The organism is Bradyrhizobium oligotrophicum S58, assembly GCF_000344805.1.
GTDB lineage: Bacteria > Pseudomonadota > Alphaproteobacteria > Rhizobiales > Xanthobacteraceae > Bradyrhizobium > Bradyrhizobium oligotrophicum.
Genome location: NC_020453.1, coordinates 516,988 through 528,844, shown reverse-complemented (window position 1 = coordinate 528,844; position 11,857 = coordinate 516,988). Strand labels below are relative to the sequence as shown.

General features: G+C 63.8%; 12 protein-coding genes. 1 reads left to right on the top strand and 11 read right to left on the bottom strand.

What is annotated here, in order from left to right:
* Window positions 1-5: 5 nt before the first annotated feature.
* The 11 genes from S58_RS02470 to S58_RS02420 form a co-directional block, all read right to left on the bottom strand.
* Window positions 6-641, bottom strand: a complete 636-nt coding sequence (locus S58_RS02470) for a response regulator transcription factor (RefSeq protein ID WP_042338590.1) — start codon at window positions 639-641, stop codon at window positions 6-8.
* Between the two features lie 471 nt (window positions 642-1,112).
* Window positions 1,113-1,622, bottom strand: coding sequence for a response regulator (locus S58_RS02465; RefSeq protein ID WP_015663649.1), 510 nt, complete (start codon window positions 1,620-1,622; stop codon window positions 1,113-1,115).
* Between the two features lie 191 nt (window positions 1,623-1,813).
* A complete protein-coding gene (locus S58_RS02460) occupies window positions 1,814-2,131 on the bottom strand; it encodes a hypothetical protein (protein WP_015663648.1) in 318 nt (105 codons plus the stop codon).
* A 14-nt stretch (window positions 2,132-2,145) separates the two neighbouring features.
* Window positions 2,146-3,033, bottom strand: a complete 888-nt coding sequence (locus tag S58_RS02455; protein WP_015663647.1) for a CheR family methyltransferase — start codon at window positions 3,031-3,033, stop codon at window positions 2,146-2,148.
* A gap of 29 nt (window positions 3,034-3,062) precedes the next feature.
* On the bottom strand, window positions 3,063-3,452 hold the full coding sequence (locus S58_RS02450; protein WP_015663646.1) for a response regulator: 390 nt from the start codon (window positions 3,450-3,452) through the stop codon (window positions 3,063-3,065).
* A gap of 30 nt (window positions 3,453-3,482) precedes the next feature.
* Entirely contained in the window at window positions 3,483-3,956 is a 474-nt protein-coding gene (locus S58_RS02445) for a chemotaxis protein CheW (RefSeq protein ID WP_015663645.1), read from the bottom strand.
* 25 nt (window positions 3,957-3,981) lie between these two features.
* The gene (locus S58_RS02440) at window positions 3,982-6,777 is read right to left on the bottom strand and encodes a hybrid sensor histidine kinase/response regulator (RefSeq protein WP_015663644.1); all 2,796 of its coding nucleotides are present in this window, start codon (window positions 6,775-6,777) and stop codon (window positions 3,982-3,984) included.
* 260 nt (window positions 6,778-7,037) lie between these two features.
* Window positions 7,038-7,433 (bottom strand): flagellar biosynthesis repressor FlbT, encoded by a 396-nt coding sequence (flbT, locus tag S58_RS02435; protein ID WP_015663643.1) that lies wholly within the window; start codon window positions 7,431-7,433, stop codon window positions 7,038-7,040.
* Window positions 7,434-7,650: 217 nt separating this feature from the next.
* Window positions 7,651-9,198 (bottom strand): flagellin N-terminal helical domain-containing protein, encoded by a 1,548-nt coding sequence (locus tag S58_RS02430; protein WP_015663642.1) that lies wholly within the window; start codon window positions 9,196-9,198, stop codon window positions 7,651-7,653.
* A 308-nt stretch (window positions 9,199-9,506) separates the two neighbouring features.
* The gene (locus tag S58_RS02425; protein WP_015663641.1) at window positions 9,507-10,247 is read right to left on the bottom strand and encodes a histidine kinase dimerization/phospho-acceptor domain-containing protein; all 741 of its coding nucleotides are present in this window, start codon (window positions 10,245-10,247) and stop codon (window positions 9,507-9,509) included.
* Window positions 10,248-10,388: 141 nt separating this feature from the next.
* Window positions 10,389-10,652, bottom strand: a complete 264-nt coding sequence (locus S58_RS02420) for a hypothetical protein (protein WP_144058226.1) — start codon at window positions 10,650-10,652, stop codon at window positions 10,389-10,391.
* Between the two features lie 263 nt (window positions 10,653-10,915).
* On the opposite strand from S58_RS02420, the gene S58_RS02415 reads away from it, so the two are divergent.
* A complete protein-coding gene (locus tag S58_RS02415) occupies window positions 10,916-11,638 on the top strand; it encodes a Crp/Fnr family transcriptional regulator (protein ID WP_015663639.1) in 723 nt (240 codons plus the stop codon).
* Window positions 11,639-11,857: the final 219 nt, after the last annotated feature.

Here is an 11,857-nt window from a genome sequence, read left to right as displayed (position 1 = left end):
CGTTCTCAATTCGCGCGCGACGCCGTCATCACGATGCGGATCAGATCGGCCGCGTTGCGCGCCCCGAGCTTCTTCATGATGTTGGCGCGGTGATCCTCGATCGTGCGCGGGCTGATGCCCAGCGTTCGTCCCGCTTCCTTGTTGGATGCGCCTGCCGTGAACTGTTCCAGCACCTCGCGCTCGCGCCGCGTCAGCGGCTCGCGCCCGGGGAAGTGCAGCGAGCTGATCTTCGGCGAGGCACTCTCCTTCTGCCGCCTCGCAAATGCGCCGATCGCCTCGTTCAGGCGGGCCACGATCTCACTGCCGCGAAACGGCTTCTCGATGAAGTCGAGCGCGCCGTTCTTGATCGCGTTCACCGCCATCGGGATGTCGCCCTGGCCGGAGATCATGAAGATCGGCGCCGGATAGTCCTCGCCATGCAGCTCCCTGAGGATGTCGAGCCCCGACTTTCCGGGGATGTGCACGTCGAGCAGGATGCAGGACGGGGTCCTGCTCCGCGCCACCGCCAAAAGTGCGGCGCCATCCGCAAAGCAGATCACCTCATACCCGCCTGCCGACAAGACCATTGAGAGGGTGTCACGCACGGCTGGGTCGTCATCGACGACAAAAATCTCACCGCGGGAAGTTGTTTGTTCGGCCATGGGCGATTGCTCTTGCAAAGGGAGAAGAAACAATGAAAGCGCGTCTTATGATACCATACTCGTCGGGTGTTTTGGGCACCCGTATTTGTACGGCTTATGACCCGAACCCACAAGTAGTAGCCCGGATCGGCGATCGCCATCACGAGAACACGATCTGAACACGATCTCAAGGCAGTCGTGACGAACTGTCATGCTGCCTTGCAAACGCCGATGCGATCATGATCGAAATCAAATCATGACGGCAGCAACGTTCTCCGTCTTCGCGATGCGCGATCGATCCGTTCCGATCGGACGGATCAGCGGCTCGGTCGACAAATGTCTGCACGGCATCCGACACAAGACGGTGGAGCAGCGGCCTGCGTTGCCCTCGTTTTGATCATCGCGCAGCCAGAGGGGAAAGTTGCATATCATTGAGACTCGTCAGCCCGGACTCCGGCCGCCTTGGGCCGCGACTTTGGGTCGATACCTCTCTCAGGACCGATGCTTCTCGGCAACACCCTCGGCTGCGACGCCGCCCCAGGTGTGAACCACCGGCAGGCCGAGCGCCGTCTTGCCGAGATTGGCGAGGTGGATGCGCAGCGCCGCCAGATCGACCGGCTTGGGCAGACTCTGCAGGTCGATCCCGAGCGAGCGCGCATAGAGCCGGGCCGCGATTCGCCGCGCCGCATCCATGCCGCTGATGACGATGACCGACCCGGCGAAACGGCTGTCAGCAATCGCCTTCAGCACCTCCGTGCCGTCGCCATCCTCGAGCATGAGATCGAGCGTCATGCAATCGAAGCGCTTGTTGCGCAGTTCGCGGATCGCATCATTGCAGCTGGCGACAACCGTCACCGCGTGGCCGGCCTGCTTGGCCGCCAGCGAGATCAACTTCCGCTGCGCCGCATCGTCCTCGACGACAAGAAGCTGCAGCGCACGCCGATCGCCATTCTCCGCGGCCCCCGGCTGGCTGGCCGCTGGTTCCGAACTCATGACCGACATTGGTCGTTCCTGGCAAAATTGACTGACTCAATCGTCATACACGCCCGATCCTGCAGCTGCGTAAAGCGGCACTGCGAAAATCGGCCCCGCCGCTTAGGACCTGCGCAGGAGATGGCGCTGCTTCGCACGCCATTGTTCCACGCCCGGCAACCTCGCCGGAGCACGAGGTGGACGAGCCGCTGGCGCGGCAATTAGTTCACGATCGTGTCCTGGCTGGCGGACGCGCGCTTCTTCTTGTTCTTTCCCTTGATGAACTGGATGTCCATCTCGGAGCCATTGACCCGAACCAGCTCGCAGCGCCTGTAGGCAAGCCCGGTCGAGGACAGCAGCAGAAAGAACTCCTTGAGGTTCAATCCCTGGATGGATCCCTCAACAGTCAGTACGGCGTCATTGTCCGAGATGGCATTGAGCTGGCAATCCCGCCGCCATGTCCCGTCGATGCCCATGATGCAGACATCATAGCCCCGGCTGAAGGTGACGCGCTCGGTACCCTTGTTCTCTTCAGACATGCCGTGTCCCGATTTCAAGCCTTGGCGGCGAACTGATTGCCCGCAGCCGCGACCCTGGGCATGCCTGGAAGCGGCGGCTTTGCTGCGGCGACCGCGCCGCTCGGACGGTAGAGACCGCGCCGATCAGCCAGCGGCTTGAACACGTCGGTGAGGCCGACGACGGTCTCCGCTGCACCAAGAACGAGAAAGCCATCCGGCTCCATCAGCTTGGCGAGGCGGCCGAAGATGTTGATCTTGGTGTCCTGATCGAAATAGATCAGCACGTTGCGGCAGAACACGACGTCGAACGTGCCGAGCTGCGAGAAATCGTGCAGCAGGTTGAGCTGCCTATGCTGGACCATGCCGCGAACGTCGGAATTGATCTGCCAGAGCTCGCCGGCCTGTTTGAAGTATTTGACCAGAAGCTGGATCGGCAGCCCGCGCTGCACCTCGAACTGGCTGTAAAGGCCGGTTTTCGATTTCTCCAGCACCTCCTGGGACAGGTCGGTCGCGATGATCTCGACTCGCCATCCGCTGAGCGCGGAGCTCATCTCCTTGAGCGACATTGCCAGCGAGTAGGGCTCCTGGCCGGTCGAGCATGCGGCGCACCAGATGCGGATCGATTTGCGGTTGGCGCGGGCCTTCAGCAGCTCCGGCATGATCACCTCGCGGAAGTGATCGAACGGGACCTTGTCGCGGAAGAAGAACGTCTCGTTGGTCGTCATCGCTTCGACGACCTGGCTGATGAGCGTGCTCGATCCGTCCTTCAGCTTCTGGACGAGATCGCTGATGCTGGCGAGGCCGGCCTTGCGCGCGAGCGGAAGCAGGCGGCTCTCGATCAGATATTGCTTATCGGCAGACAGATCGAGACCTGATTTGTCTCGAAGCAGCTTGCGCAGGAATTCATAATCTGGCTGGTTCACGGACGGCCTCTTCCGGGCAGACGAAGGGATCAGGCGGATTCAGCTGACAACGCCTGGATAAGACCGACTTCCTGGAACTTCGCGGCGACGATTTCTTTGTCGAACGGCTTCATGATGTATTCGTTCGCGCCGGCATTCAGCGCCCGGGAAATATGATCGATGTCGTTCTCGGTCGTGCAGAACACCACCTTCGGCCCTTCGCCACCGGGCAGCCGGCGCAGCCGGCCGAGGAAATCGTAGCCGTCCATGACGGGCATGTTCCAGTCGAGCAGGATCGCGTCCGGCAGGCTCTTCGTGCAGAGCTCCAGCGCCTGCTCGCCATCTTCCGCCTCGATGACCGAGAATGCCAATTCCTCGAGGATCCGGCGCGCGATCTTACGCACCACGCTCGAATCATCCACGACCAGACAAGTTTTCATGTTCGTCTCCCCTATGGGACGGTTGACGGGCTAAGCGGCGATTGCGGCCTTCGGCAGGAGTTCGAGCACGCGATCGACGTCGAGGACGACCATCAGCTGTCCATCGAGACGATGCACGCCGCCGGCAAATTTCGCCATGCGCGGATCGAGGTTCACCGGGTTCTCCTCCCGACTCTCCTCGGGCAGTCGCAGCACCTCGCCGATCTGGTCGATCAAGAGGCCATAGGACTCGCCGCGCAGGTCGACGCCGACCGCCATCGGCGGCTTGCCGTCATCGGCCTTGTCGAGGCCGAGCCGCGCCCGCATGTCGACCACGGTGACGATGCGGCCGCGCAGGTTCAGAACGCCGGCGATCTCAGCCGACGACAGCGGCACCCGCGTCACCCGCTCCGGCATGAACACGTCCTGCACCCGCGAGATCGGCAGGCCGAACAGCTGGCCGCCGATCACCGCAGTGACGAATTCGGACGCTGCACCCTCGGTGGTTTCGATCTTGCTGCTCATCGCACGCTACTCCTGCCTTTTCGTGTCACGCCGCACGCCGGTTGGCTTCGGCACGCGCCCGTTCCTCGATCTGCTCCTTCATTGCCGCGATCAGGCCGGGCCGATCGAACTTGGCGATGTAGTCGTAGAGCCCGGCCTGGCGGCCGCGCTCGATCGCGGCCGGCGACACCAGCGACGACACCGCGATGACCGGCAGCTCGTGCAGGTTCTGGTCGGAGCGGATCGCCTCGGCAAACTCGAAGCCGTTCATTTCCGGCATCTCGATGTCGGTGACCACGATGTCGAAGGTGTGCCCGGAGCGCAGCGTGGCCAGGCCCTCGATCGCCGAGGCCGCCGTGCGCACCTTGTAGCCGGCCGACTTCAGCACCGGCGCCAGCATGTTGCGGAAGAACGGCGAGTCGTCGACCAGCAGCACCGACTGCGTCTGCGCCTCGGTCGCCATCTCCTTGCGGATGAACCAGTCGGCGAACGCCATCGGCAGGAAGTGGCCGACGTCGATCACTTCAGTCGCCTGGCCCTTGATCACGGCCGAGCCGAGAATGCCGTCCTTGGCGCCGGAGACCTGGATGTGGAGCCGCTCCTCGACGATGTCGATGATCTCGTCGACCACGAGGCCCATCGCGCGGGTCTCGTCGGCGAACACCAGGATCGGCTGCGAGCCGGTGGTCTGTACCGACACGCCTTCCATCTGCACCAGCGGCATCAGCTGATCGCGGTACTGCACCATGTAGCGGCCGTTGGAGATCTCGATCTTGTCGGCCGCGATCTCCTCCAGACGCGTGACCAGCGCCAGCGGCACCGCCTTGGGCTGCGCCGTGCCGGCGCGGAACACCAGCAGCGAGGTGAGCTGCTCGCCGCCGATGATGTGATGCGCGGCATGCTCGTCGGTGACCGCCTGCGAGGCGCTGCCAGCGGCGCCGAGCGCCTTGGCGATGCCGTTGGGATCGATGATCATGATGACGGCACCGTCGCCGAGGATGGTGTTGCCCGAGAACATGTCGATGTGACGCAGCTTGGTCGACATCGGCTTGACGACGATTTCCTCGGTGTGGAACACGCAGTCGACAACGATGCCGAAGGTCTGGTTGCCGACCTGCGTCACCACGATGAAGCCGTTCTCCGGATCGGTCGACGAGCCGTCGTCGATCTTCAAGAGCTTCTTCAGATGCATCAGCGGCAGCAACTTGTTGCGCAGGCGCAGCACGGCCGTGTCCTTGATGCGCTCGATGCGGTGCTCGGAATTGGCGCGCGCGCGCACCAGCTCGACGACCGCCAATTGCGGGATCGCGAAGCGGTCGCCGCCGGCTTCCACGATCAGCGCCGACACGATCGCCAAGGTCAGCGGGATCTTGATGGTGACCGAGGAGCCCTCGCCGGCCACCGACTTGATGTCGATGGTGCCGCCGATCTGGTCGATGTTGGTGCGCACCACGTCCATGCCGACGCCGCGGCCGGAGACCGAGGTGATGGCGGCCGCCGTCGAGAAACCCGGAGCGAAGATGAACTTGTGGATCTGCGCTTCCGTCATCTTCTCGAGCTCGGCCTCGGTGACGAGACCGTTGGAGAGGGCCTTGGCCTTGATGCGCTCGGTGTTGAGGCCGCGGCCGTTGTCGGCGATGCAGATGATGATGTGGCCGCCTTCATGATAGGCGGAGAGGCGGATCGTGCCCTGGTCCGGCTTGTTGGCGGCGGCGCGCTCGGCCGGAGTCTCCAGGCCGTGGTCGGCCGAGTTGCGCACCATGTGGGTGAGCGGATCCTTGATCAGGTCGAGCACCTGGCGGTCGAGCTCGGTGTCGGCGCCATGCATCTCGAGCTCGATCTGCTTGCCGAGTTCGGTCGCGAGGTCGCGGACGATGCGCGGCAGCTTCTGCCAGGCATTGCCGATCGGCTGCATGCGCGTCTTCATGACGCCCTCCTGCAGCTCGGCGGTGACGTTGGAGAGCCGCTGCAGCGGCACCTTGAACTCGGTGTCCTCGTTGCGGCGGGCGATCTCGAGCAGCTGGTTGCGGGTCAGCACCAGCTCCGAGACCATCGTCATCAGATGCTCGAGCGTGTCGACATTGACGCGGATCGACTGGTTGGCGACCTTGTCGCTCTCCTGCACCTCGCCGTCGGCATTGGCCTTGGGCCGCGCTGCCTTCTTCGGGGCTTCAGCCTTGGCCTCCGCCTTTGCTTCCGCCTTGGCGGGCTCGGCCTTGGCGACCGGTGCAGCCGGCTTGTGCTCAGCAGATTTGGCTTCAGGCGCCTTCTCATGCGCGGGCGCCGTCTCGATCGCGGTCTCGCGGAAGGCGCGCTCCAATTCGTCGAGCGACACCTCGCCCGGACGCAGCGGGCGCTCCAGCGTCTGGTCGATCAGCGAGCCCTGCGCGGGCGCGGCCGCAGCCGGCGCGGCAGGAGTCGCGGGCGCAAGCGGTGGCGCAGCTTCGCCCGCGGCCATGGCGGCCATGCCGCGCTCGACCATCGCCTCGAGCTCGCTGATGAGGTCGCGGTCCTCGCCTTCGGGCTCGGCCTCGTTGGCCTCGAGCTGTCCCAGGATGTCCTTGATGCGGTCGATGGTGGTCAGGATCAAGGTCACGGCCTCGCCGGTCACCGGCATGCCATCGCGGAATTTGCCCATCAGGGTTTCGGCGGCGTGCGCCAGGGCTTCGAGCCGCGGCAGGCCGAGGAAGCCGCAAGTCCCCTTGATCGTGTGTACCAGGCGGAAGATGTTATCCAGGATCTTGGCGTTGTTCGGCTCCTGCTCGAACCGCACCAACTGATTGTCGACGGTATCCAGGCTCTCGCTGGTCTCCGTCAGGAACTCACGCAACAGATCGTCCATGAAACTGGCCTTCCAAGAATTGGCGCCGCGATCGCAGGGCGACCGCTGATCCTGTCATAGCGACGGTCGATCCGACGCCGTTATCGAGCGCCTTGGATGCGAACCCTGACCGTCGCTTGGTTCGGCTCAACGGTCGTTTCTCCGTGTCATCGTTAGGCGGGGCCTTTCTCCGTCCCGTTAATTTTAACGTCCGTGCTAATACGGAACCGCGGACTCATTTGAGAGAGCCGAGGAGATCCGCGCGCGAGTCGCAGGGCCTCTCAAGGCAGCACCTCGGCGGGCGCGATCGCAGGGCTTTCGCACTGGATCAGCGCCCTGATCTCCTTCAAGGCTTTGTAGAGAGAACCCGCCGCGACATGCCGGTCCACCGCCTCCGTCAGATGGACGGCATCGGGTGTCGCGTCGCGCAAATCGTTCATGCAGGCCAGATAGGACGCGCGATAGCGGATCGCGTCGTTCTTCAGATACATGGTCTGGACGCAGAGGTAGAGACGCTTCGCCGGGGTGTCGGCCGTCTCGGCCGTGACGGTGTCGCGTTCACGAAGGATCGGCACGTCGCCTTCGACGATGAAGCGCGCACGTGTGTTCGAATTGACGATCACGGTGTCGCCGATCACGATGCGCTCGAACGGCTTCAGCTCGACCCGCAAGGGCATGGCCCAAGTCTCCTGTGGAGTCTCCTCTCGGGAGCGGCATCGCCGGCGGGCTGCGGTCGCGTCGATGGGGCGCAGCTCTCGCGCTCGCTCCACGGCTTTCATTTCGCCGGATCCGGCGCCGCACGCTTCTAAAGTGAGCGGCCTGAATTCCGTATGTTGGAGCCGAAAGCGGCGGGGCTTGCCCCGCCGCCTCCGTTGTCGTTGATGTCGCTCCGCCTTAGCGGAGGAGCTGCAGCACGCTCGCCTGCGACTGGTTGGCCAGCGAGAGCGCGGACACGGCGATCGACTGGCGGGTCGACAGCGCCTGGCTGTTGGCCGCTTCCTCGTTGGTGTCGGCCAGCGTCAGGTTCGACGAACCGGTCTGCAGCACGTTGATCAGGTTCTTGTTGAAGTCCTGACGGACCTGCACGACCGACAGGTTCGAACCCAGCGTCGACGCCTCGTTACGCAGCGTCGAACTCGTGGTGTTCAACACGCTGATCACCTTGTTCGCCGAGTTGTTATCGAGGAAGTCGGTGCCCGAGGTGAGGCTCGCCAGGCCGAGGCCCGCCGAGTTGAACGTCACGCCGGTGATCGACAGCGTCGACTTGCCGGTTTCGTTGAAGGTCAGCTTCAGCGTGTCGCCGTTCAGCAGGTTGATGCCGTTGAACGAAGCGTCGGCAGCCGTCGTGTTGATCTGCGCAAGCACGTTGTTGTACTGCGAGACCAGGTTCGCCCGCTGCGACTGAGCGGTCGTGTCAGCCACCGGAGCCGCACCGGTCAGACCGTTGAAGGCCTGGCTCGAGGCCGCCGCCGTACCACCGATGGTGCCGATGGTCGAGGAAGCTGCGTCGTTGGTGGTCGTGATGCTGATCTTGCCGGTCGAGGAGTCGACAGTCGCCTGCAGGTTGTTCGCTGCGAGCTTGGCGTTGAGGTCGTTCAGCGAGTTGACCTGCCCTGTCCCTAGGCCGAACGTGATGCTGGTCGCCGTGCCACCTCCTGTGGCGCCGATCGTCAGCGTTTCGCCGGACAGCGAGTTGCCGATATTCGAGGCGAACCCGAGCTTGGCTGCCGCAGCGCCGGACAATGTCAGGCCTGCAGCCGGAGGCGTGAAGGTGATCGCACCCGCGGAGATCGACGCGGTCACGCCGGTCGCGGTCTGGATCGCCGACAGCAGGTTGCTGACGGTATCACCGATGCCGATGCTGGTGCCGGTCGAGGACGTGCCGGTGACGAAGCTGAACGTGGTCCCGTTCACGACCAGCGTGTCGCCGGAGGTGATGGCGGAGGCCAGGTCGTTCGACGCGGTGCCGGGCGTGCCCGACAGCTTGGTCGAACCGGTGATCGCGACCGCGCTCGAGGTGTTGTCGTTCACCAGGGCCGTGCCGGTGGCAGCCGCGGTGCTTGCGCCGATCAGGCTGGTAGCCGTACCGCCGGTGAGAGCGGCAGAGGTCACGCTCGACTTGGTGGAGTAGCCCACCGCGCTCTGCAGGACCTGGTTGGCGATCGACTTGGCGCTGTCGACGAGCTTCTGCAGCGAAGTGATGCCGGTGTTGGCGGCCTGCAGCACCTGCACGCCGTTGCCGATACCATCGAGCAGATTGGAGATGTCGGAGGCGCGGTTGTCGAGACCCTGCGCGGTGAAGAAGTTGGTCGGATTGTCGAGAGCCGAGTTGACCTTCTTGCCCGTGGAGAGGTTGTTCTGGGTGGTGGCGAGGAGCTGAGCCGTCGACTGGAGCGAGAGCAGATTCTGGCGCACCGACGCAGAGAGTACGATACCTGACATTGTCATTCCCTTCTGGATGAACACGAGTAAACATCGCCGCACCGTTCTGTCGGCGATGGGCGCAGACTGATCCGCGGAATCCTACCCGTTCGTTAAGTTGAACCCGGAACGGGGGTACACCTGCCCCGCGACCGCCGTTAATCCTAATCGGCTGCTAATCAGATTGATTAATTGCGCGAGAATCGGCCGTATTTCGCCGATTTGCGGCCGCTGAACCGCGCGCAGGATCGCCGCCCGCGGCTTCGTGCACAGGCGCCACTCTCGTCGTTAGGGCGTTGCTAACTATAGGCGCCGGGGCGGCCGCCGCCTCAGGGCAGATCGGGTGCCGCCCGCGGCAGAACGATCTCGACGCTCGCGGCCGGTCCGCACGGCTCCTTGAGGGCGAGACGCCCGTTCGAACGCTTGACGAAATCCTCGACCATTCGAATGTCATTGAATGTGCGATCGGGCCGCGCAGTGCCTCCCGCATTCGCCGAGGCCCGCAATACGATCAGGACATCGCGATCCGACGCGCCTGCCGCATTCGGGCCGGCGCTCATCGCCTCGATGTCGATCCTGCCGCCGGCGGTCATGCCGTTGCGTGCCGAGATCGCGAGGCAGAGCAATGCGGCCATCAGCTGGCCCGGATCGGCGAACACGGCCGGCACCTCGGCGGCGGCCGACGTCGTAACCTCGATCTCGGTCCCGAGGGTCGGACGGAGCAGTCGGCCTACGTCGGTCAGCAGCTCACTCAGCTCGACGCGGCATGGACGCGGCGGGCGTCCTCGCGCGAACGACAGCAGCTGCGACGTCAATCGGGCCCCGCGCGTCGCCGCCTCGTCGATCAGACGCGCCACGGCGGCAAGCTCGGGGCGGTCCTCCACTGCTTCGGCGAGAATGTCGATGGTGCCCGTGATCACGGTGAGGATGTTGTTGAAGTCGTGCAGAAGCCCGCCGGCGACCTGACCGACGAGCGCCAAACCCGGGTTGGCGTCCTGAGGGGCCGTAGCGCCCTCCGTACCATTGCTCGATGATTGCGGGTCGGCCACTTGATGATTAGGAAGCGCCATGTGGTCCTAAGCTACCTGTTGGGGAAGACGGCGGTCTTGCCGGGGAAACGACGGCGGGGCGGACGCCGCTGCGGTGGTCAGCTGCGTCACGGTGTTCAGCTCCAACGCTGGCATTCGATCGCGCTCCAGCTGGATGCATCATCAGCCCGAAGTCTCCGCACCCGCGATGTCGACAACACCGTCACCACCGCCAGCAGAGGGCAGGCCGAAGCCACCTTTCATGACAAGGGTTGCATCCGACAGAAAAAGATCCGTCAACGAATCAGCGCGCTTATTAGCGATTTTGGCCTCAAGATGTCGGCTGTCAATCACGGCGGCCGGGCGCATCCTCGTCAAGGTGCCGAGCAGCGTGCTCCGGATCGAAGAGACATCGTTTGGAGTCGGATCGGGCCGCAAGGAGACCACGCGAACCGTCCATGGCCAAGCAGGGCATGGGGCTTTGTATACAGTCTGCGCTCAGCTTTTCACGTCATGCGAACCCCCACGTAGCGACAACGGTCGGGCCATTTTTGCGCCGTCTGCACAACAACGAGCACAACTGGAACGATTGCGCCTCATCGCGAATGATAGCTGGTTATTTTTCTTGTCAGCACACCGGACGCAGTTCTATGGAACCATAAGTGCATTGAGATCCGAGAGGCTGCGTTACTGCAATGCAGGAGATGGCTTTGGACCCCAGCTTGCGTTCTCCGAACGGCTTCCTGTCGTCACTGCCCGACGATGATTTCGAGCTGATCCGCCCCTATCTGCGGACGGTCGATCTGGTTCAGGACTCCGTGCTCGCCGAGGCCGGCGAAAAGCTGCCGCGCATCTACTTCCCCCATCGCGGTGTCATCTCGCTGGTCGTGAACCTCGCGCGCGGAGAGCGCGTGCAGGTCGCCATGATCGGCCGGGACAGTTTCTTCGGCAGCATGTCGCTGCTCGCCGGCGGCGATCCCGTGGTGCTCAACAGTGCCGCCGTCCTCGTGCCTGGCGCTGCCTCGGTCGTCGAGATCGACCGGGTGCGGGCCGCCGCCGAGCAGAGCCCCACCTTCCGCTCGCACGTGTTGCGGCACGCGCTTGCCATCTACGTGCAGAGCCAGCAGACCGCCGGTTGCAATGCCGCCCACACGGTTGAGTCCCGGCTCGCGCGCTGCCTGTTGCAGACGCATGATCTGTCGGGGGGAAACAAGCTCTACATCACCCAGGAATCGCTGGCCCAGATGATCGGCGCGCGACGCAACAGCGTGTCGCTGGTGGCGAGCACCTTGCAGCAGGCGGACTTCATCCACTACAGCCGCGGCCACATCGAGATCATCGATCTGGAGGGCCTGAAGAAGACCGCCTGCGAATGCTACGGCACCGTCAGAAGCCATTATGACAAACTGGTGCGGCCGCGCGGCCTGCCCTGAACGGCCGTCGCTCTCACGGCGGATCTGCCTCCCATTCGACGCTGGCCGGGCGGCCTCGGACGAAGTTCCGTACAACTACTGCCCATGGCATGATCGGCATCGTTGGGCTGGACGGAATTAACGCGCTGTTCAACGGGCGCTGATAATTGTCGACGTGCTGACGAGCGCGAGTTCCAAGAAGCGTCGAATATTCTTCGTGCTGATATATCTCGCCCGTGT

Bases quoted from the DNA above. Each gene is read 5' to 3' on its own strand.
- S58_RS02470 (WP_042338590.1), bottom strand. From the start codon at position 641: ATGGCCGAACAAACAACTTCCCGCGGTGAGATTTTTGTCGTCGATGAC.
- S58_RS02445 (WP_015663645.1), bottom strand. From the start codon at position 3,956: ATGAGCAGCAAGATCGAAACCACCGAGGGTGCAGCGTCCGAATTCGTC.
- S58_RS02465 (WP_015663649.1), bottom strand. From the start codon at position 1,622: ATGTCGGTCATGAGTTCGGAACCAGCGGCCAGCCAGCCGGGGGCCGCG.
- S58_RS02450 (WP_015663646.1), bottom strand. From the start codon at position 3,452: ATGAAAACTTGTCTGGTCGTGGATGATTCGAGCGTGGTGCGTAAGATC.
- S58_RS02425 (WP_015663641.1), bottom strand. From the start codon at position 10,247: ATGGCGCTTCCTAATCATCAAGTGGCCGACCCGCAATCATCGAGCAAT.
- S58_RS02460 (WP_015663648.1), bottom strand. From the start codon at position 2,131: ATGTCTGAAGAGAACAAGGGTACCGAGCGCGTCACCTTCAGCCGGGGC.
- flbT (WP_015663643.1), bottom strand. From the start codon at position 7,433: ATGCCCTTGCGGGTCGAGCTGAAGCCGTTCGAGCGCATCGTGATCGGC.
- S58_RS02430 (WP_015663642.1), bottom strand. From the start codon at position 9,198: ATGTCAGGTATCGTACTCTCTGCGTCGGTGCGCCAGAATCTGCTCTCG.
- S58_RS02440 (WP_015663644.1), bottom strand. From the start codon at position 6,777: ATGGACGATCTGTTGCGTGAGTTCCTGACGGAGACCAGCGAGAGCCTG.